Source organism: Nonomuraea sp. NBC_00507 (assembly GCF_036013525.1).
In the GTDB taxonomy this organism is placed as follows: Bacteria; Actinomycetota; Actinomycetes; order Streptosporangiales; family Streptosporangiaceae; genus Nonomuraea.
Genome location: NZ_CP107853.1, coordinates 9,081,948 through 9,101,878, shown reverse-complemented (window position 1 = coordinate 9,101,878; position 19,931 = coordinate 9,081,948). Strand labels below are relative to the sequence as shown.

General features: G+C 71.1%; 18 protein-coding genes. 10 read left to right on the top strand and 8 right to left on the bottom strand.

What is annotated here, in order from left to right; translation table 11 throughout:
- The first annotated feature begins 14 nt into the window (after positions 1-14).
- From OHA25_RS43850 to OHA25_RS43840, 3 genes are read left to right on the top strand one after another with little or no spacing between them, the layout of a single operon-like run.
- On the top strand, positions 15-2,009 hold the full coding sequence (locus OHA25_RS43850; protein WP_327582813.1) for a TRAP transporter permease: 1,995 nt from the start codon (positions 15-17) through the stop codon (positions 2,007-2,009).
- Positions 2,006-2,953, top strand: coding sequence for a TAXI family TRAP transporter solute-binding subunit (locus OHA25_RS43845; protein ID WP_305918068.1), 948 nt, complete (start codon positions 2,006-2,008; stop codon positions 2,951-2,953). Before OHA25_RS43850 ends, OHA25_RS43845 begins: the two co-directional genes overlap by 4 nt.
- Positions 2,954-2,982: 29 nt before the next feature.
- The gene (locus OHA25_RS43840; RefSeq protein WP_327582812.1) at positions 2,983-3,453 is read left to right on the top strand and encodes a DUF1850 domain-containing protein; all 471 of its coding nucleotides are present in this window, start codon (positions 2,983-2,985) and stop codon (positions 3,451-3,453) included.
- Here OHA25_RS43840 and OHA25_RS43835 read toward each other — a convergent pair.
- Complete coding sequence (locus OHA25_RS43835) at positions 3,431-4,399, bottom strand: magnesium transporter CorA family protein (protein WP_327582811.1); 969 nt, start codon at positions 4,397-4,399, stop codon at positions 3,431-3,433. The two genes, OHA25_RS43840 and OHA25_RS43835, sit on opposite strands and share 23 nt — an antisense overlap.
- Positions 4,399-5,106: a DUF72 domain-containing protein gene (locus tag OHA25_RS43830; RefSeq protein ID WP_327582810.1), complete on the bottom strand. Its 708-nt coding sequence runs from the start codon at positions 5,104-5,106 to the stop codon at positions 4,399-4,401. Before OHA25_RS43830 ends, OHA25_RS43835 begins: the two co-directional genes overlap by 1 nt.
- Positions 5,107-5,178: 72 nt before the next feature.
- Between OHA25_RS43830 and OHA25_RS43825 the strand changes: the two genes are divergently transcribed.
- On the top strand, positions 5,179-6,744 hold the full coding sequence (locus OHA25_RS43825; protein ID WP_327582809.1) for a YibE/F family protein: 1,566 nt from the start codon (positions 5,179-5,181) through the stop codon (positions 6,742-6,744).
- Between the two features lie 43 nt (positions 6,745-6,787).
- On the opposite strand, the gene OHA25_RS43820 is transcribed toward OHA25_RS43825, so the two are convergent.
- Positions 6,788-7,648 carry an NAD(+)/NADH kinase gene (locus OHA25_RS43820; RefSeq protein WP_327582808.1) on the bottom strand — a complete coding sequence of 287 codons (861 nt, stop codon included), beginning with the start codon at positions 7,646-7,648 and terminating at the stop codon, positions 6,788-6,790.
- Positions 7,649-7,712: 64 nt separating this feature from the next.
- On the opposite strand from OHA25_RS43820, the gene OHA25_RS43815 reads away from it, so the two are divergent.
- The 3 genes from OHA25_RS43815 (at position 7,713) to OHA25_RS43805 (ending at position 9,987) form a co-directional block, all read left to right on the top strand.
- Positions 7,713-8,567, top strand: coding sequence for a DUF72 domain-containing protein (locus OHA25_RS43815; protein ID WP_327582807.1), 855 nt, complete (start codon positions 7,713-7,715; stop codon positions 8,565-8,567).
- A gap of 20 nt (positions 8,568-8,587) precedes the next feature.
- Positions 8,588-9,175, top strand: coding sequence for a hypothetical protein (locus tag OHA25_RS43810; RefSeq protein ID WP_327582806.1), 588 nt, complete (start codon positions 8,588-8,590; stop codon positions 9,173-9,175).
- A gap of 68 nt (positions 9,176-9,243) precedes the next feature.
- Complete coding sequence (locus OHA25_RS43805) at positions 9,244-9,987, top strand: DUF427 domain-containing protein (protein ID WP_327582805.1); 744 nt, start codon at positions 9,244-9,246, stop codon at positions 9,985-9,987.
- On the opposite strand, the gene OHA25_RS43800 is transcribed toward OHA25_RS43805, so the two are convergent.
- From OHA25_RS43800 to OHA25_RS43780, 5 genes are all read right to left on the bottom strand, one after another.
- A complete protein-coding gene (locus OHA25_RS43800) occupies positions 9,984-10,589 on the bottom strand; it encodes a TIGR03086 family metal-binding protein (RefSeq protein ID WP_327582804.1) in 606 nt (201 codons plus the stop codon). The two genes, OHA25_RS43805 and OHA25_RS43800, sit on opposite strands and share 4 nt — an antisense overlap.
- Positions 10,590-10,627: 38 nt before the next feature.
- On the bottom strand, positions 10,628-11,914 hold the full coding sequence (locus OHA25_RS43795) for a M20/M25/M40 family metallo-hydrolase (protein ID WP_327582803.1): 1,287 nt from the start codon (positions 11,912-11,914) through the stop codon (positions 10,628-10,630).
- Positions 11,911-13,770, bottom strand: a complete 1,860-nt coding sequence (locus OHA25_RS43790; protein ID WP_327582802.1) for a S9 family peptidase — start codon at positions 13,768-13,770, stop codon at positions 11,911-11,913. The genes OHA25_RS43795 and OHA25_RS43790 overlap by 4 nt, the downstream gene beginning before the upstream one ends.
- Before the next feature lie 6 nt (positions 13,771-13,776).
- On the bottom strand, positions 13,777-14,823 hold the full coding sequence (locus OHA25_RS43785; protein WP_327582801.1) for a C39 family peptidase: 1,047 nt from the start codon (positions 14,821-14,823) through the stop codon (positions 13,777-13,779).
- 97 nt (positions 14,824-14,920) lie between these two features.
- Entirely contained in the window at positions 14,921-16,033 is a 1,113-nt protein-coding gene (locus tag OHA25_RS43780) for a DUF5925 domain-containing protein (protein WP_305918055.1), read from the bottom strand.
- Positions 16,034-16,228: 195 nt separating this feature from the next.
- On the opposite strand from OHA25_RS43780, the gene OHA25_RS43775 reads away from it, so the two are divergent.
- From OHA25_RS43775 to OHA25_RS43765, 3 genes are read left to right on the top strand one after another with little or no spacing between them, the layout of a single operon-like run.
- Complete coding sequence (locus tag OHA25_RS43775) at positions 16,229-18,094, top strand: CASTOR/POLLUX-related putative ion channel (RefSeq protein ID WP_327582800.1); 1,866 nt, start codon at positions 16,229-16,231, stop codon at positions 18,092-18,094.
- 19 nt (positions 18,095-18,113) lie between these two features.
- On the top strand, positions 18,114-19,052 hold the full coding sequence (gene mtnA, locus OHA25_RS43770) for an S-methyl-5-thioribose-1-phosphate isomerase (RefSeq protein ID WP_327582799.1): 939 nt from the start codon (positions 18,114-18,116) through the stop codon (positions 19,050-19,052).
- 52 nt (positions 19,053-19,104) lie between these two features.
- Positions 19,105-19,908 (top strand): peptidoglycan recognition protein family protein, encoded by an 804-nt coding sequence (locus tag OHA25_RS43765; protein WP_327582798.1) that lies wholly within the window; start codon positions 19,105-19,107, stop codon positions 19,906-19,908.
- The last annotated feature ends 23 nt before the right edge of the window (positions 19,909-19,931 follow it).

Sequence of the window (19,931 nt, the reverse complement as noted above, 5' to 3'; positions counted from 1 at the left end):
TCGGGGAGGACGTCGTGACCGAGCTGAGCGATCGTGAGGCCGAGCTGGTCTCCGCCCACGAGCAGGAGCGCCCGGCGCGACACCTGGGCGGGGCGCTCCGCCTCGGCGTGTGGATCGTGGGCGGGTTGTTGTCGGTCTACTCGCTGGTGGTGGTGTTCCGGCCGGTCGAGGCGCTCGAACATCGGATGACATTCCTGGCGGTGGCGTTGCCGCTGGTGTTCCTGTGTTACCGCTCGGGGCTGTCGTCGTGGGTGAGCAGGCTGCGCCGCGAACCCGCCATGGTCGCCGCCGCCGACGAGGCCGGCCCACCGGCCGGGGCCAGGACCGAGCGGCCCACTGTGGCCGACTGGCTGCTGGCCGCCGCCGCGCTGGCGGTCCTGGTCTATCCGCTGGCCGACATCGACGCGTTCCGCGACCGGGGATCGGGCGCGGCGCTGACGGGCCTCGACATCGTGGCGGGGCTGGCGCTGACGGTGCTGCTGCTGGAGGCGGTACGGCGGACCGTCGGCTGGGCCCTGACCATCATCTGCCTCATTTTCCTGATTTATGCCTACTACGGGGCATATCTGCCGATTGACTGGACGATCGGGCATCGCGGTTTCGACCTCGCCCAGATCGTCTCGCAGCTCTACACCGGCACCGAAGGCTTCTTCGGCGTGCCGATGCAGGTGGCCGCCAGCTACATCGTCCTCTTCACGATCTACGGCGCCGTGCTCGACTTCTCGGGGGCGAGCCGCTTCTTCATCGACCTGAGCTTCGCCGCCTTCCGCAACTCCCGCTCCGCCCCGGGCCGCACCGTCACCACGGCCGGCTTCCTGCTCGGCACGGTCTCCGGCTCGGGCGTGGCGACCACGGTCAGCCTCGGCAGCGTGGCCTGGCCGGTGCTGCGCCGGGCCGGCTACCCGAAGGAGCCGGCCGGCGGCATCCTGGCGGCCGGCGGCATCGGCGCCATCCTGTCGCCGCCCACGCTGGGCGCCGCGGCGTTCATCATCGCCGAATACCTCAGGGTCAGCTACCTCGAGGTGCTCCTGTACGCGACGATCCCCACGATCCTGTACTACCTGGGTATCTTCCTGGCCATCGAGGTCGACTCGCGCCGCTTCGGCACCCACGCCGTGCCGGTGGACGCGCCCAAGGCGGGCAAGCTGCTGCTGCGCTTCGGCTACCACTTCAGCTCGCTCATCCTCATCATCGTGCTGATGGCGCTGGACCGGTCGGCGTTCCAGTCCGTGGTGATCGCCACGGCCGTGGCGTTCGCGCTGTCGTTCCTCGACCCCCGGCACCGGATGACGCCCAAGCGCGTCGGACAGGCGCTGGCGAAGGGCACGCTGGAGGTGCTGCCCGTGACGGCCGTGTGCGCGGCGGCGGGCATCATCGTCGGCGTCATCACCCAGACCGGCCTCGGGCTCAACCTCAGCGCGATCATCGTGGACTTCGCCGCCGGCAACCTCATCCTCACCACGGTCATGTCCGGCCTCGCCGTCATGCTGCTGGGCCTGGCCGTGCCGGTGACCGCCAGCTTCATCATCGCGGCCGTGATCATCGGCCCGGCGCTCACCACGCTCGGCGTCTCCCAGGCCGAGGCGTACATGTTCGTCTTCTACTACGCGGTGCTGTCGGAGGTGAGCCCGCCCACCGCGCTGTCGGCGGTCGCGGCGGCCGCGATCACCGGCGGCAACACGTACAAGACGATGATGATGACCTGGCGGTACACGCTGCCCGCGTTCCTGGTGCCGTTCGCGTTCGTGCTGACGCCGAACGGCCAGGCCCTGCTCGGGCAGGGGCCGATCGGGACCGTGCTGCTGATGGCCGCGGTGTCGGCGGTAGCGGTGGCCGCGCTCGCCATGGCCACGGGCGGCCTGACCGGCGTGCCCGAGCGGCTGCTGGCGGCGGTGGCCGCGGTGCTGCTGCTGTTCCTCGAGCCCGTCCCCATCGCCGCGGGCCTGGCCGTGCTGGCCGTGGCCGCCGGCGTGCATCTCGTCAGAAGAAGGAGAAGGAACCCATCGTGAAGCGGACCATTGCGATAGTCGCCGCAGCCGTCCTGACCGTGGCGGGCTGCGGCGGCGGAGGCGCCGGAGGATCGGGCAACCGGCTGTCGATCGCCACCGGCGGCACGACGGGCGTCTACTACGTCTACGGCGGCGGCCTGGCCAAGCAGCTGTCGGCGAGCATCGCCAACACCCAGGCCACCGCGTCGGTCACCTCGGCCTCGGTCGAGAACATCAAGCTGCTGGCCGGCGGCAAGGCCGACATCGGCTTCTCCCAGATCGACACGGCGGCCGACGCGGTCAACGGCAAGGACACCTTCACCGCCAAGCAGCCGATCAAGGCCATCGCCCGCATCTACGACAACTACGCGCACGTCGTGGTCGCCCCCGGCGTCGAGGCGACCACCGTGGCCGACCTCAAGGGCAAGCGCGTCTCGCTCGGCCCGGCCAACTCCGGCACCCAGGTGGTGGCCCGGCGCATGCTGGAGGCGGCCGGTCTGAACCCCGACACCGACGTCACCAAGCAGCAGCTGTCGATCAACGAGTCGGTGCAGGCCGCCAAGGACGGCACGATCGACGCGTTCTTCTGGGTCGGCGGCCTGCCCACCGCCGGCATCACCGACCTCGCCACGAGCAAGCCGGACATGAAGATGCTCGACACGTCCGACGTGCTGACGAAGATGCAGTCGACGTACGGGCAGCAGTACGTCTCCCTCGACGTCGACATGTCCGTCTACAAGCTGGACGGCACGCTGAAGACCGTCGGCATCGGCAACGTGCTGCTGGTGCCCGACAAGATGAGCGAGCAGCTCGCGTACGACATCACCAAGACCCTCTTCGAGAAGAAGACGGAGCTGTCGGCCGTGCACCCGGAGGCCAAGAAGCTCGACCTGAAGCTCGGCCAGGAGGTGGCCCCGGTCGAGCTGCACCCGGGCGCGGCCCGCTACTTCAAGGAAAAGGCCTGATCAGGCTGCTACTGGCGATCGCGGCGGTGATGGCGCTCGGCTCCGGCGGCGGCGTCGGGCGCCTCACCGTGAACGGCCTGCCCGTCTCCGGCGGCTTCCAGATCGGGTACGTGCATTCGATCTACAAGGCGCCGGCGGCGGAAGTGTTCACGGTCGAGGGCCGTCGTTTCACCATGCGGGCGGTCGTCTCGGAGAACGAGAGCGTCCTCGACTACTACGCGCTGGAGGGCGCCCGCAGCCGGACGCGGACGGGCGCCTGGATGGTGCGCCTGGCCGAGCCGGCCACGTATGCGGAGCTGTCGCTGCTGACCACGTCGATCGGCCGCCGCACTCTGCTGGCCGGCGGCCGCTGCCTGCCGCTCTTCCCGGATGCCGGGGCGGCCGAGGTACGACTGACGGTGGAGCAGACGCTCGAGGTCAGGGGCGAGCCCTGCCGCCCGCCCTACGATGGGGCCATGTTCGGCGGCCCATCGCACCTCACAACCAGTCCCTCTTCTTGAACGCCGAGTAGAGCGCCACCGACGCCACCGCCACCAGGACCGTGGACATCCAGAAGCCCCAGGGCTCACCGGAGCCCGGATAGGGCACGTTCTGGCCGTAGAAACCAGTGATCATGGTGGGCACCGCGATGATCGCGGCCCAGCTGGTGACCCGCTTCATGATCTCGTTGAGCCGGAAGCCCTGCTGGGCGAGGCGGGTCTCGCGGACGTTCGCGATCATGTCGCGGATCGACTCCAGCCACTCGGTCACGCGCAGCACGTGGTCGTAGACGTCCTGGTAGTACGGGACCATCACCGGGTCGGCGACGAGCGCCTGGTCGCGGCGGAGCAGGGTGCCGAGCACCTCGCGCATCGGTAAAGTGATCTTGCGGAGCCTGGCGGTGTTCTTGCGCAGCACGTACATCTCGTGCTGCAGCTGCCTGGCGTCGCGCACCTCGTCCTCGAACAGCGACTCCTCCAGCGCCTCGGCCTGCCCGTCGAGGTCCTGGACGAGGTCGAACTGGGCGTCGACGATGTAGTCCAGCAGGCCGTGCAGCAGGAAGCCCACCCCGTGCCCGGCCAGGCGGGCATTGGCGTCCCAGCGCTTGACGACTTCACGGATGTCGAAGTGGTCGCTCTCGCGGACGGTCACCAGGGCGTTGGCGGTGACGAAGACGTTCACCTCGACGGGGTCCAGCCGGTCGTCGTCGAAGTGCACGTGGTAAGCGGTGATGAACAGGTGGTTGTCGTAAACGTCGACCTTCGGCCGCTGATGGTCGGACAGCACGTCCTCGACCGCCAGCTCGTGCAGCCCCAGCTCCTCCCCGATCATGCCGAGGTCCTCGGGGGACGGCGAGCACAGGTCGAACCAGACGAGGTTGTCGGGATCCTCTACATAGTCGGAGACCTCCTCGATGGGGAACCCTTCCTTCTCGAGGACGCCGTTCCTATACAGACGCGTGTGCACTAGGCGAGTCTGGCAAATCGCCGTGCGTTCCGCACCGCCGCCCCTCCCAGGTCGTTGTTGAAGTACACGTAGACGTCATCCCAGCCGGCCTCCCGCACCCGTTCGGCCCAGGTCCGCAGCGAGGTTTCGCCGTACTCGACGCCGGCCCGGCCCTGGTGCATGCGCACGTAGCCCCAGCCTGCGGTGCGCCAGAACGGGTTCTGCGGCCTGCCGAGCCGGTCCGCCCAGCACAGGGCGGCGCCGTGGGCGGACAGGACGTCGCGTACCTCGTCGGTCCACCAGGAGTCGTGCCGCGGCTCCACGGCCACCCGCACGTCGCGCGGGAAGCACGCCAGGCACCTGTCGAGCCTGCCGGGCTCGGCCCTGAGCGTCGGCGGCAGTTGCAGCAGGATCGGGCCGAGTTTCTCCTTCAGCGCCGCGGCGGCGCCCATCAGCCGCTGGACCGGCTCCTCCGGATCGTCCAGCCGCTTGATGTGGGTGAGGAACCTGCTGGCCTTGACCGCGATCAGGAACCCGTCCGGCGTGCGCTCCCGCCAGGCGGCGAACGTCTCCGGCCTCGGCAGCCGGTAGAAGGCGTTGTTGCTCTCCACCGTCGGGAACTCCCGCGCGTACGCCTCCAGCCAGAGCCGCTGCGGCACTCCCGCCGGGTACAGCACCCCCCGCCAGTCCTTGTACTGCCACCCCGAGGTGCCGACCAGCCATGCCATGCTTTACGCCTACCCTGACCTCCGCGGTGCAGTACTGTCACTATTCGTCAGCCGAGGAGGATCCACACGTCGATGGGCGCCAATCACGCGCACGGCACCGCCGTCCCCAGCTCGCGGCGCACGCTCGTGGCCACCCTGGCCGCGCTGGCGCCGCTGGCGATCATCACGCTGGCGGGCCTGCTGTGGCTCTGGCCCGACGGGCGGCACGACGCGGGCCAGCCCCCGCAGTCCAGTGTCGAGCGGCTGACCGGCACGGTCACCGGCGTCACGCTCAAACCGTGCCCGGCCGTCGGGGAAGGCTCGCCCAAACCTGACCCCGCCACCTGCGGGAACGCCACCGTCAAGGTCGCGGAAGGTCCTGACGTCGGCAAGGACGTCGCGCTCCGCCTGCCCACCGGTCCCGGGGCGCAGCATTTCGCCCCGGACGACGACGTGATCCTGCTGCGCGACGCGGACGGCGCCTACCAGATCTCCGATCACGACCGGGCGTTGCCGCTGTGGCTGTTCGGGGCGGCGTTCGCGCTGGCGGTGATCGCCTTCGGCCGCTGGCGCGGCGTCACCGCGCTCGTGGGACTGGCGGTCACGTTCGTGTTCCTGCTGACGTTCGTCATCCCCGGCATCCTCGAGGGCCGGCCGCCCATGCTGGTGGCCATCGTCGGGTCGGCGGCGATCATGCTGATCGTGCTCTACCTGACGCACGGCTTCTCGCCCTCCACCTCGGTGGCCGTGCTGGGCACGCTCGCCAGCCTGGCGCTGACCGGCGCGTTGTCGTACGGGGCGCTGGGGTTCGCCAAGCTCAACGGCATCACCGACGACAGCTCGCTGATGCTGGGCATGAGCGTGTCGATCGACACGCAGGGGCTGCTGCTGGCCGGGATCATCATCGGCGCGCTGGGGGTGCTCGACGACGTCACGGTCACGCAGGCGGTGACGGTGGCCGAGCTGGCGCAGGCCAACCCCTCCTACGGGTTCACGCGCCTCTACCGGGCGGCCGGCCGCATCGGGCGGGCGCACATCGCGTCGGTGATCAACACGATCATCCTGGCGTACGCGGGGGCGTCGCTGCCGTTGCTGCTGCTGTTCAGCATCGGCTCGCAGCCCTTGGGGGACGTGCTGACGACGCCGGTGATCACGCAGGAGATCGTCCGCAGTGTGGTCGGCACGCTCGGCCTCATCTCGGCCGTCCCCATCACCACCGCCCTCGCGGCCCTGATCGCCTCCCGCCACGCCACGCCGGATTCCCGCGGTGACAGGCGCGAGGAGTCTTCCAGCCGCCAGGAACGCCTCCCCAGCCGACGGGACAGGCCTTCCGGCAGCGCAGACGAGCCCGAGGACTTCTTCAGCCGCAGGGACGGCGACGCGGACGACGATTTCTTCGGCCGCCGGGACGACGACGATCGGGACGACTTCTTCTCAGACCCAGACAATCGCCGCGAGAGTGGACCGGAGCGTCCCCGCGACACCCCCGTCCCGGAAGGCGGCTTCTTCACCCCGGCCGGGCTCCGCCCCGGCTCTCCAGAGGGCCCGCCCGGGCATCCCGCCGGTCCCGCCACGCGTCCCGCTGAGCGCGCCCGGCAAGGCGGCGATGTGGCCGACCGGCCGCTGCCCGCACGTCATCGCCGCAGGACCGGCGCCTAGCGACATCGCCGCCGGCCGGGACATCGCCGGGGGGCGGGCCTGCCTAGGCGTAGGCTTCGGTGCTGCCGTCCACGCGCAGCTTACGCCGCGCCCGTTCGTAGAACGTGGTGCCGACCCGGACCACCTTGGCCGCTCCCGGCCACGCGCTCACCGTGATCTGGTCGCCGGGGCACAGGTGCCTGACCACGGCCCCGTCCACCTCGACCGCCAGCCGCCCGCTGCTGGGCAGCACCTCCAGCGTGACGTCCTCGTCCGCGGGCAGCACCAGGGCCCGGTTGAACGCCGAGTGCGCCGCGGCCGGCACGACCAGGACGGCCTCCACCCGGGGCGACACGATGGGTCCTCCGGCGGAGAAGCTGTAGGCGGTCGAGCCGGTGGAGGTCGCCACGATCACCGCGTCCGCGGCGTACCGCACGAAATCGCTGCCCGCCGGGGTGACGGACACCGCCGCCAGACCTTCCCCCGGGATCCGCACCAGCGCGATGTCGTTGAACGCGGTCACGTCCACGTCCAAGACCCTGCTCCTGATCGCCATCCGCGACTCGATCGTGTAGCGGTGCCCGTCGATGGCCGACAGCGTGTCCGCCAGCTCGTCCACGTCGATTTCCGCGAGGAACCCGAGGCGCCCCAGGTTGACCCCCAGGATGGGCGTCGGCCGCCCGGCGAGCAGCCGCATGGTGCGCAGCATCGTCCCGTCCCCGCCGAGCCCGACCAGCAGGTCGGCCCGCTCGACGAGAGTGTCGGAGTCCACGGCCACGGCGGTGCAGTCGATCCGCCCCACCTCCTCGGGCAGCCCCAGCACCGTGGCACCCTTGCCCGCCGCCCAGCGCAGGATGGTGTCTATCGCCTTCTTGGAGTCGCGCTGCGGGTGCAGCACCAGCCCGACCGTCCCGACCATGCCCATGAGGCCCACCTTACGGCCACCACACCGCCTACCCGCGCGACGGAGCTCCGATAACGTCACGTTCATGCGGCTTCATGTGGGATGCGCGATGTGGACGCATGCGGCGTGGCAGGGCCGGTTCCTGCCCGGCCCGCTCCCGCCCGGTGAGCGCCTGCGCGCGTATGCGACCTGGTGCAACGCGGTGGAGGGCAACACGACGTTCTACGCGACGCCGACCAGGGCGACCGTGGAGTCATGGGCCGCCCAGACCGGCCCGGACTTCCGCTTCGTCAGCAAACTCCCCAAGCCCATCACTCACGAGCACCGCCTGACCGGCGCCGATGACCAGCTGCGCGCGTTCCTGGAGGCCATGGAGCCGCTCGGGCCGCGTACGCATGCCCTGTGGGTGCAACTGCCGGGCTCGTTCGGCCCCGCGGACCTCGGCACGCTGGCGGCCTTCCTCCACCGCCTCCCACGGTCCTACCGGTACGCGGTGGAGGTCCGCCACCGGGCGTTCTTCGAGGACGAGCGCTCGGAACGGCTGCTGGAGCGCGTCCTGGCCGCCGTCGACGCCGAATGGGTCCCGTTCGACACCACCACGCTCTTCGCCGCCCCGCCGACCAGCGACGCCGAGCGGGACGCGTGGACCAAGAAGCCGCGGGTGCCCCGCCGGTCCAGGGCGCTGACGGACCGGCCGATTGTCCGCTACCTCGGCCGGGACGCCACCGACCGTACGGTGGAGGGCTGGCGGCCCTGGCTGGACACGGTCTGCGCATGGCTGCGGGAAGGCCGCTCCCCGACGGTCTTCATCCACACCCCTGACAACGCCGACGCGCTGACGCTCGCCCGCCGTTTCCACGACGACGTACGCGCCCGCCTGCCGCAGCTCGAACCCCTGCCCGAGCCGATGGACGATGACGAGCCGCTGACTCTTTTCTGATCACGCTAATCTTTCGTGCCATGACTGCCGACATCGTGGCGAAACGGGTGACCAACCTGCTGGCGCCGCAGGTGCTGGTGATCCTCATGCCGCCCGTCGTCGGGCTGCTCGCGCAAGGGTGGCGTGGCGCGGCGTGGGGGCTGGTGGCATCGGCGTTCTGCGGTGGTGTGCCGGCGACGGTGATCGCGCTCGGGGTGCGGTCCGGGCAGCTGGATTCGCATCACATCGTGGATCGGGCGCGGCGGACCGGTCCGTTGCTGGCCGCCGTGGCGGCCGTGCTGGTGGCGTTGGCGTTGCTCGTCGTCATGGGGGCGCCGACGTTGCTGGTGGCGACCGTCACCGCGATGCTGGCGGCGCTCGGGGTGACGGTGCCGATCACGTTGCGGTGGAAGATCTCCTTTCACGCCGCCGTGTCCGCGGGGACCGTCGTGGTGCTCGCCCACGTGCTGCCCGCCCTGCCGACCGCGATCGCCGGAGGCGCCGTCGTGGGGCTGGTGTGCTGGGCCAGAGTGCGGCTCGCGCACCACAGCTGGACGCAGGTCACGGCGGGCGCGGTGGTCGGCACGGCGACGACGTGGGCGACGCTGGCGGCGTTCGGGCTGGGATAGGGCGTGGCCTGGTCCAAGAGCGTTTCCCGGGCTGGAATAGGCGCGTGGCCGGCGGGGTTGCCGCGTTCATGGAAGCTGGGAACCGTGGCCGGGTACGCGTCGAGCGGACGGCCAAGCGCGTGAGGACCTATCTGGGCGGCCGGGTGGTGGCCGACACCACCTCCGCCCTCCTGGTGTGGGAAGTCCCGTACTACCCCACCTACTACTTCCCGCTCGCGGACGTGGACGAGGCCGCGCTCAAGTCGACCGGGACCACCAAACACTCCCCGAGCAGGGGTGAGGCCGTCGTCTACACCGTCACCTCCGGTACGGCGGAGGCCACCGAGGCGGCGCTGGCATACCCGGACTCGCCGCTGGAGGAGATCCGGGGCCATGTGCGGTTCGAGTGGGACGCCATGGACGCCTGGTTCGAGGAGGACGAGCAGGTCTACTTCCACCCGCGCGACCCGTACACGCGGGTGGACATCCTGCCCAGTTCGCGGCACGTGCGGGTGGAGGTCGACGGTGTCACCGTGGCCGACTCCCGCGGCGCGCGCATCCTCTTCGAGACGGGGCTGCCCGCCCGCTACTACCTGCCGAAGACCGACGTACGGCTCGACCTGCTCGAGCACACCGACACCGTCACCCACTGCCCGTACAAGGGGACGGCCGAGTACTGGTCGGTCAACGGCGCGAAGGACCTGGCCTGGTCGTACCGGACGCCGCTGCCGGAGAGCGAGCGGGTCGCCGGGCTGATCGCGTTCTACAACGAGAAGCTCGACATCTACGTGGACGGCGAGCTGCAGGAGCGGCCGAAGACCAAGTTCTCCTAAGCAGCGCTCCAGTAGGGGTCGCGGCCGAGGTAGCGCAGGAGGGCCGCCACGTCGTCGTCGCCCTGCTCGGGGGCCAGGGCGGCGGCGTACGCGCCCCAGGCGCGCAGCGGCTCCACGATCTCCCTGGCGACCTTGAGGAGGGGGCGGGCCAGCTCCGGCGTGAGCGGCGAGGGCCGGCCCGTCGCCAGGGCGATGTCCCAGGCGTGGACGGCGGCGTCCAGAGCGCACGCCGCCGAGCCGGACCACGGGGACATCTTGTGCGGCGGCACCGGCGTGGGCACTTCGGCGGCGTCGCGGTCGACGCCGGCCCACGCCTTGGCGGTGCGCGCCAGGGCGGCCTCCATGAACGCCTGCGGGTCCACGCCCTCCAGCACGCCCGACGGGTCGAACGGATTGAAGTCGGGGCCGGGCTCGCCGGTCAGGGCGGCGGCGAAGCCGATCTGGTCGCCGACGGCGTGCTGGAAGACCTGGGCGACGGTCCAGCCCGCGCAGGGCGTGGGCAGGTCCCAGCCGTCGGCCGGGACGGCGCGGACCGCCGTGCGCAGCGCTTCATGCGCGGCGTCCAGGACGTCCCAACCGCTGGAGATCGTGGTGTCGCTCATAGTGAGAGCCTCCTTCTTCGTCGTTGGCTCTCACTATATCAGAACGGAATGCTTTGTTCCATACTGGTGAGCAGGCGAGTGAGGACGCGGGTGCCGAACTCCAGGCCCTCCACCGGCACCCGCTCGTCCTTGCCGTGGAACATCCCGAAGTAGTCGAGATCCGGCCGGAGCATGAGCGGCGCGAAACCGTACCCCTTGATGCCGATCCTGGCGAAGGACTTGGCGTCCGTGCCGCCGCTCATCACGTACGGCACCGGCCTGGCCATCGGGTCTTCGGCCGTCAGCGCCCCGGCCAGCTCGTCGAAGAACGCCGACGGGTACGGTGCGTCGGGCGCGTCCTCCAGATTGACGAACTCGCGGGTGATCTTGGGCCCGAGCAGCTCGTCGATCGTCGACAGGAACTCCTCCTGCAGCCCGGGCATGAAACGCCCGTCCACGTGCGCCTCCGCCGTCGAGGGCACCACGTTGACCTTGTAGCCGGCCGCCAGCATCGTCGGGTTCGCCGAGTTGCGGATCTGGCTCTTGAACAGGCCGCCGAGCGGGCCGAGCCGGGCGGCCTCCGCGTCCAGCCGGTCCAGGTCGATCGGCTGGCCGGTGATCTCCGACAGGCTCTGGAGCAACGCCGCCACCGACGGCGTGAGGCGGACCGGCCACTGGTGGGAGGCCACCCGCGACAGCGCGTGCACCAGCGTGGCGACCGGATTGTCCACCGGGGGGCGCGAGCCGTGCCCGGCCACGCCGTGCGCGGTGAGCTTCATCCACGCGGTCCCGCGCTCGCCCACGGCGATCGGGTAGACCCGGTGGGCGCCGGAGGTCACGCTGAATCCGCCGGACTCGCTGATCGCCTCGCTCACGCCGTCGAACAGCTCCCGGTGCTCGCTCACCGCGTGCCGCGAGCCGTAGTCGCCGGTGGCCTCCTCGTCGGCCAGGAACGCCACCACCAGGTCCCGCTTGGGCCGCACCCCCCGGGTCGCCAGGTCGACCACGGTCGCGAGCGTCATCGCGCACGAGCCCTTCATGTCGACCGCGCCCCGGCCGTACACGCACTCGTCCACGATCTCCCCGGAGAACGGGTGCATCGCCCACTCGGCCGGGTCGGCGGGCACCACGTCCAGGTGGCCGTGGATGAGCAGCGCGTCGGGGGAGTCGCCGTCGATCCTGGCCACGACCGTGGTCCGCTTCGGCGCCGACTCGAACACGACCGGATCCAGGCCCGCGTCGGCCAGCAGCGTGGCCACGTATTCGGCCGCCGGGCGCTCGCCCGACCCCGGATTGGTGGTGTCGAACCTGATCAGATCCGAGCAGATCTCGGCGACGCTCTTCACGCTCTCCCTTTCAGCTTCAACGGCGGCACCTCGGGCGTCTCCATGCCGAAGATCAGCCCGTAGAAGGCCAGCTCGGCCTCGAGCGCCGCGACGATGGTCTCCTCCCTGCGCCAGCCGTGCTGCTCGCCGGGGAAGGTCAACAGTGCCCACTCCTTGCCGTGTTTGTCCAATTCGGCGGTGAACCGCTCGGCCTGCCCGACGTCCACGATCGCGTCCTCCAGGCCGTGCAGCATGAGGCACGGGCCCGACGCGCGGGCGGCGTTCAGCAGCGGCGAGCGCTCGGTGTAGCGCTGGCGCGTCTCGGGCAGCGGGCCCACGAGGCCGTCGAGGTAGCGGGATTCGAAGTCGTGTGTCTCGGCCGCCCAGCTCTCCGGGTCGGTGATCGCGTAGTGGGCCACCCCGCCCGCGAACACGTCACTGTGCACGAGCGCCGCCACCGTGGTCCAGCCGCCGGCGCTGCCGCCCCGGATGGCGAGCTTCGCGGCGTCGGCGCGGCCCAGCTCGACCAGGCCGCGGGCCACCTTGGCGCAGTCTCCCACGTCCACCACGCCCCACTGGTGCCGCAGCCGCTCCCGGTAGGCGCGGCCGTAGCCGGTCGAGCCGCCGTAGTTCACCACGGCCACGCCGATGCCGCGGCTGGTGAAGTAGGCGATCTCCAGGTCGAGCACCATCGGCAGGTGCATGGTCGGGCCGCCGTGCACGAAGATCACGTACGGGCCCGGGCCCCGGACCCCGGACGGCGGGTAGAGGTGCGCGTGCACACCCTCGATCGTCACGGCCTCCGGAGTGGGCAGCAGGTCGCGCTCCGGCAGCGGTTTCCTGGCCGACACGACCTCGGGCCCGCCCCCGTCGAGATCGACGAGCGTGACCTCCATGGGCGTGTACGGCGTCGCCCGCACCGCCGCCGCCCTGCCGCCCGCCACCGACACGGTCGCCGACCAGTGGGTGGCCGCCCCGGCGATCTCCCGCAGGTCACCGGTGTCCGGGTCGAGCACGCCGAGGCGGCGGCCGTCGCCCGTGCCGTAGATCACGACCAGCCTGCCGTCCTCCGCGACGGCGAAGTACGTCAGGCCCGGCTTCCACGCCGCGTCGCCGAACTCCTGCTCCATCGGCGTGAGGTTGCGGCCCGGCGAGCCGTCCACGGGGACGAGGTGGATGTTCCACCAGCCGGTGGGGTCGGTCGCCGCGTACAGGGCGCCGTCGTCGCGCCACTCGGCCTGCGTCACCGACTCCCGCGGGCCGCCGGCCACCACGCGGTGCTCGCCTGCCGTGCCGTCCGCGCGCAGCGGGGCCACGCACAGCTCGGTGCCGTCCCAGGGCATGTTCGGGTGATCCCAGCCGATCCAAGCGACATATTGCCCGCCGGGCGAAATGCGCGGATTAATCAGGAAATGGTGGGCTTTGGCGATCACCCTGACCGGCCCGCCGTCCAGCGGCACCGCCACCAGGTCCCGCACGTCGCCGGTCTCCCGTACGGCCCACACCTCGTCCCTGCCGGGAGGGAGATAGAGGTCCGCGTAACGCGAGGGACCCTCTGGAGTGATCGGCGCGGGAGGGGAGCCGCCGTCGAGCCGGTACAGGCGCTGGTCGGCCCAGTTCGTGAAGACCAGCCCGCCGCCCGGCAGCGGCCGCCAGGAGCGGCCCCCGTACTCGATGACCCGGTTACGCGCGTTCCACCCCTGGGGCAGCACGTCGGTACGGGAGCCGTCCGGCAGCCGGCGCACCACGCACCGCCTGCCGCCCTCGTGCGGACGCGGCTCGTCCCACCAGGCCTCGACCCCGGAGGGCGTGGCCACCGCCTCCACCCACAGAGGCCTGCCGTCGGTCCGGGCCACGTCGATCGGTCGAATGCTCACAACAACTCACCAATTGCCGTCGGTACAGGGAGGAAGAGGATGCCCGGGCGGGTGCAGCACGTACGCGATGCCGCCGCTGCCCGAGCTCCTGAGCCACACGTTCTCGAACGCCGCCCGCGGATAGATCCGCCGGACCTCGTCGTCGCGCGGCGCGGCGGGATCGTTCACGACGACGTCGCCCCCGGCCGTGAAGCCGGCCACGACGAGGATGTGCCCGTTGGTGGAGTAGCAGGAACCGGGTAACTCGTGCGCCTTGAACGACTGCGACGTGATCACCGGGATCCCGGCACGTACGAACAGCTCCAGCTCCGCCGCGGACCGCAGCCGCGTCACGAACCCCGCCAGCCCGTACCGGCCGGCGTACGCCACGTTGAACGGCCAGTTCCCGGTGCCCTGGTAACTCTCGTCGTACGTGCCCATGGCCGCGTGGTCCACGACCGGAGCCGGGTCGCCCGCCCCCACCCAGTCCAGCTCGCGCGGTTGCGGGCCGCGCCCCCAGAAACCGAGCACCATGGCCACCGACGCCGGGCCGCACCAGTTCGCGCCGCCGCCGTCGAAGCGCGGATGGTGCCCCGCGTGCGCGTGCTGCGCATGCCGCGGCACGGCCAGCTCCACGGGCTCCGCCGCGATGGGGTCGCTGGGCGTCACGGGCCGCTGGGGCACGGCCGAGGCCATCACGCCCAGCCCGGTGACCAGGGCGCCCGCGCCGTGCCGGGTGATGCGTACCTGGTAGGCCACCACCGGCCGTCTGGCCACGAACGTGTCCACCGCCACGTCCCCGTCCTCGTCGCCCTGCCCGGGCACCGACGTGCGCGGATCGCCGAGTTCGGACCAGCGCCCCATCACGTACCACTTGGTACGGGCCCCTGATGCGGCCCTGGCCCGAAGCGCGACCTCGATCCACGCACCCGGCGGGGTGCGCGCCGTCCACGAGGGCACGAGCTGAGTGGCGGGAAAGCCGATCTCGCGTTCCTCGCTCGTCCACACGTCCTCAGCCGCGACGGGCACGGCGAAGCGGGCGAAGGCGACACGGGCCAGATCGACGGTGAGCACCAGACCTATTGTGGTTTCGCACTTCGTGTCGCACATCGGATGGTTTACGTACCGGCCGGGACCCGCTCCACCTGCGGGCCGGGCTGCCGGACGTCGCTTAGAGGTAGAGGCCCGTGGACTCGTCGCCCGCGACGGGAGTGATCGCGCGGCCGGAGCGGAGGGCGTAGAGCTCCGCGAGTGTCGCCCCCGACGGGCCCACGCCCTCGGACGTGCCGAGCCAGGCGACGGCCTCGTCCCTGCTGAGCGGGCCGACCTCCAGTTGGGCCAGGCAGCGGCCCGGGCGGATGACCGCGGGGTGGAGCCGGGCCAGGTCCTCGTTGGTGGTGATCGCCACCAGGACGTCGCGGCCCTGGCCGAGCAGGCCGTCGGTCAGGTTGAGCAGGCGCGACAGGCCCTGGCCCGCCTGCGCCTTCGCACCCGCGCTGATCAGCTCGTCGCAGTCCTCCAGGACGAGCAGCCGCCACCGCTGCGTCTCATCGTCGTCGCTGTCGTAGCCGACCGCCACCTCCATGAGGTAGCCGGGCTCGTCGAACAGGCGCTCCGGGTCGAGCACGCAGTCCACCTGACACCATTCGCCCCACTGCTTGGCCAGCGTCCGCAGCAGCGTGGTCTTGCCGGTGCCCGGCTGGCCGTGCAGGAGGATGAGGCGGCCGTTGACGTCCCCGGGAGTGACCGCCATCAGCTTGTCGATGGCCGGGCGCACCTTGCCCGGGTAGTTGGCGCTGATCTCGGACCAGGGCTGCGCGGAGATCGGCTTCTCCGAGCGGGTGCCGCCGTGCGTGCCGCGCCACCAGAAGCCCATCTCGACGTGGTCGGCCTCGGGGACCGCCTCCTCCGCGCCGTCGATGCTCTCCTCGAGCACGGACTTGGCCAGCTCCTCGCTCACCGCCGTCACGCTGACCATCGCGGTGCGGTTGCGGTGGCGGATGACCCGCAGAGTCCAGCCGTCGCCGGAGATCAGCCGGGACTCCGAGCCGTCCTCGACACGCGCCGTGCGCAGCACGCGGCCGCTGGACGGGCTCAGCGGGGCGTCGGGCCGCACGCGCTCCAGATTGGCCAGGCGGGACCAGGGCTGGGCGCCGGTCGCGAACGGCGACAGCGCCAGCGCGTCGATCACGTCGATGGCGGAGTCGGCGTCGTCGATCCAGATGTTCATCGGCAGCTCAGAGGAGTCCGGGCTGGGGAACGGCACCTCCCTAATCACAGACATACCGTCAATGATCTAGGCCTCCACGTCGGATGTCGAAGGGTTTTGGCGGTGGTTCACGCTGAGCGTACCGGTAGGAGATGAGCGGGCGGCGCGCACTATGGCCGATACGTTACCCGTCGCGCTGCGGAAGTGAAGATCGCCCGGTACCGTGGACCGTTGGGTTAAATCACTCCTTTCACGGAGGTAACGGGGAAAGTGTCGAAAATCACGTTCCGTGAACGGGCGCGGTACTGGTTCGACAACACGATGTCCAAGGGCACCGCCTCGCTCATCGGCTGGCTGGCCCTCGTGTCGGTCGCCCTCATCGCGGTCGTGACCGTGCTGACGCTCTGGCTGGCGCCGGGTGAGCCCGAAGGCGTGGGCCACGTCGGCGAGGTGCTCTGGATCGCCCTCATGCACGCCCTCACGCCGGGCAAGGTGGCCAGCGACAAGGGCTCGATCGCGTACATGGCGGTGATGTTCACCGGCTCGCTCGGCGGCCTGTTCATCGTCAGCATGCTCGTCGGCCTGCTCTCGAACGGGCTCAAGCAGAAGGTGGACCGCCTGCGCAGGGGCCGCTCGCGGATCGTCGAGTCCGGCCACACGGTGGTGCTCGGCTGGTCGGACCAGGTGTTCACGATCGTGGGGGAGCTGGCCAAGGCGCACGCCAGCCAGAAGCACTCCGCCATCGCCGTGCTGGCGGAACGTGACAAACTCAAGATGGAGGAGGCCATCCGCGAGCATGTCGGCGACCTGGGCGGCACCCGCCTGGTGTGCCGCACCGGACGGCCCACCGAGCCGCGCGACCTCGCGCTGATGAACCTGGGCGAGGCCCGCTCCGTCGTCGTGCTCTCGCCCGAGGGCGAGGACCCGGACGCGCACGTGATCAAGATCCTGCTCGCGCTGGCCAAGCGCCAGGGCGCGCATCCGCCGGTGGTCGCCGCGCTCGCCTCCAGCCGCAACATCGCCGCCGCCCGCCTGGCCGGCGGCCGGGACGTGCACCTGGTGGACTCCGACGACACCGCCTCCAGGCTGATCGTGCAGTCCTCGCGCCAGTCCGGCATGTCTGTGGTCTGCATGGACCTGCTGAACTTCGACGGCGGCGAGATCTACCTGCGCACCCCGAAGAAGCTCGTGGGCGTCACCTACGGGGAGGCGCTGCACGCGTACCAGACCGCCTCTGTCATCGGCCTGCGCCGGCCGTCCGGCGTGGTGCTGAACCCGCCGTCCGACACCGTGGTCAACGCCGACGACGAAGTCATCGTGATCGCCCACGACGACTCTCACGTCCGCCTGGCCGCCGGCAAGCCGTCCCTGGACGAGGCCGCCATCGTGGAGGCGGGGAGCCCCGCCCCCGAACCCGAGCGCACGCTCGTGCTCAACTGGAACGGCCGGGCCGAGCAGATCGTCCGCTACCTCGACGGGTACGTCGCGCCCGGCTCCGTCCTGGAGATCGCCGCCGACCACCCCAAGGCGGGCACCGGGCTGGCCGGGCTGCGTCACCTCACCGCGAACGTCAAGGACTGCGACACCACCGACAGGTTCGCGCTCGAGTCGCTCGGCGTCGGCCTCTTCCAGCACGTCATCGTGCTGTCCGACGACCGCTTCGACCCGCACCACTCCGACACGCGCACGCTCATGACGCTGCTCCAGCTCCGCGACATGCAGAGCACGCTGGGCGAGCACTACTCGATCGTCAGCGAGATGCACGACGAGAACAACCGCGCCCTGGCCGAGGTCACCGAGGCCGACGACATCGTGATCAGCGACACCGTCATCGGCCTGCTCCTCGCGCAACTGGCCGAGAACAGGCACCTGGCGGACGTGTTCGGCTACCTCTTCGACTCGCGCGGGTCGGAGATCTACCCGCGCCCGGCCGCCGCCTACGTCAAGACCGGGACGAAGGTGACGTTCTCCACGGTCGTGGAGTCCGCCCGGCGCAGGGGCGAGACCGCCATCGGCTACCGCAGCTCCGCGGCCCGCAACACCCCGCCGCACTACGGCATCGTGCTCAACCCGAGCAAGGCGGACCCCATCGTGCTGGGCGCGCGTGACTCGGTCATCGTGCTGGCCGAGCGCTAGGCGTACTACCGTTTGCCTCGTGAGGACCATTGACTGGGCTGACGGCGCCGTCGAGCTCGTGGACCAGACGCTGCTGCCCGACAAATGCGTGATGCTCCGCATCCACACGGTGGACGAGCTCATCGACGCCATCCAGCGGCTGGCCGTGCGGGGCGCGCCCGCGCTCGGCGTGGCCGGCGCCCTCGGCGTCGTGCTGGCCGATGGCGACCCGGCCCAGATCGCCAGGCTCCGCGCCGCCCGGCCCACCGCCGTCAATCTCGCCTGGGGCGTCGACCGGGCCGCCGCCCACCTGCCCGAAGGCCGCGAGGCGGTGCTGGCCGCCGCGCTGCGCGTGCGCGACGACGACATCGCCGCCTGCAAGGCCATGGGGGAGCGCGGCGCCGACCTGCTCGAAGGCGACCGGCTGCGGATCATGACCGTGTGCAACACCGGCGGGCTCGCCGCCGTCGAACGCGGCACCGCGCTCGGCGTCGTGCAGACGCTGCACGAGCGGGGACGGCTGGCCGAGGTGCTCGCGCTCGAGACCCGGCCCCTGCTGCAGGGAGCCAGGCTCACCACCTGGGAGCTGGCCAGGATGGGGGCGCCGCACCGGCTCATCGCCGACTCGGCGGGACCATATCTGCTGGCCAAGGGCGAGGTGGACGCGGTGCTCATCGGCGCCGACCGCATCGCCGCCAACGGCGACACGGCCAACAAGATCGGCTCGTACGCGCTCGCGCTCGGCGCGGAACGCGCCGGGGTGCCGTTCATCGTGGTCGCGCCCGAGTCCACGATCGACCAGGGCACGCCCTCAGGCGGCCACATCACGATCGAGGACAGGGGCGCCGACGAGGTCGTGTCCTTCTGGGGCGTGCGCGTGGCGCCCGAGGGCACACTCGCGCTGAACCCGGCCTTCGACGTGACCCCGCACGACCTGATCACGGCGATCGTGACGGAGAAGCGAGTGATCAGGCCTTAGGACCCAAATCTCCGATCTCCCTGACCTGTCCGCTTCGACCGCGTTACGCTCGGTGTCCCCGACGACTCTCCCGGAGTTCACCGTGGCCATTGACCTGGTGTTGCGGCGCGACTGGAACGCTCGCGCGCCGCGTGGCGCCTACACGCAGCTTGACTCGACCAAGGGCGTGAAGGTCCACTACACGGGCGGCCGGGTCAATCCGGGCATCGTGTCCGACCACGACGGATGCGTCTCGCTGGTGCGGTCGATCCAGGCCCATCACATGGACGGCAACGGCTGGATCGATCTGGGCTACTCGTTCGTGGCATGTCCGCACCAGAAGGTGTTCGAGGGGCGAGGGCTGCACCACCTGCCCGCCGCGAACGGCCCGGGACTCAACGCCGGCCACTACGCCGTGCTGGGGCTGGTGGGCAACGCGGGGCTGGTGCAGCCGCCCGACGGGGTCCTGCACGCGATCCTCGACGCGGTCCAGTACGTGCGCGATCGAGGCCACGCGGGCAGGGAGGTCAAGGGACATCGCGACGGCTACGCCACCGACTGCCCCGGCGACCCCCTCTACGCCTGGGTGCGCCGGGGCGCGCCCCGTCCCGGCGGGACCGCGCCGCCACGGCCCGGCCCGGTGGCGCCGCCCTTCCCCGGCCGGCCGCTGAAGTATCCCCCGGTGATGCGTGGGGAGGACGTGCGGACCTGGCAGCGGCAGATGCGCACGCGGGGCTGGGACCTGGACGTGGACGGCGCGTACGGTCCCGGCTCGCGCGACGTGTGCCGCCGGTTCCAGCGCCAGCAGGGGATCGAGGACGACGGGATCGTCGGGCCGGTCACGTGGCGGCTGGCTTGGGAGGCTCCCGCCCGCTGACAGGGGTGACCCGGGGTTACTGG

What these genes read in the sequence shown, in the direction of transcription:
- OHA25_RS43840 (WP_327582812.1), top strand. Translation starts at nt 2,983, where the DNA reads ATGGCGCTCGGCTCCGGCGGCGGCGTCGGGCGCCTCACCGTGAACGGC.
- OHA25_RS43810 (WP_327582806.1), top strand. Translation starts at nt 8,588, where the DNA reads ATGACTGCCGACATCGTGGCGAAACGGGTGACCAACCTGCTGGCGCCG.
- OHA25_RS43815 (WP_327582807.1), top strand. Translation starts at nt 7,713, where the DNA reads ATGCGGCTTCATGTGGGATGCGCGATGTGGACGCATGCGGCGTGGCAG.
- OHA25_RS43780 (WP_305918055.1), bottom strand. Translation starts at nt 16,033, where the DNA reads ATGTCTGTGATTAGGGAGGTGCCGTTCCCCAGCCCGGACTCCTCTGAG.
- OHA25_RS43825 (WP_327582809.1), top strand. Translation starts at nt 5,179, where the DNA reads ATGGGCGCCAATCACGCGCACGGCACCGCCGTCCCCAGCTCGCGGCGC.
- OHA25_RS43830 (WP_327582810.1), bottom strand. Translation starts at nt 5,106, where the DNA reads ATGGCATGGCTGGTCGGCACCTCGGGGTGGCAGTACAAGGACTGGCGG.
- OHA25_RS43800 (WP_327582804.1), bottom strand. Translation starts at nt 10,589, where the DNA reads ATGAGCGACACCACGATCTCCAGCGGTTGGGACGTCCTGGACGCCGCG.
- OHA25_RS43820 (WP_327582808.1), bottom strand. Translation starts at nt 7,648, where the DNA reads ATGGGCATGGTCGGGACGGTCGGGCTGGTGCTGCACCCGCAGCGCGAC.
- OHA25_RS43805 (WP_327582805.1), top strand. Translation starts at nt 9,244, where the DNA reads ATGGAAGCTGGGAACCGTGGCCGGGTACGCGTCGAGCGGACGGCCAAG.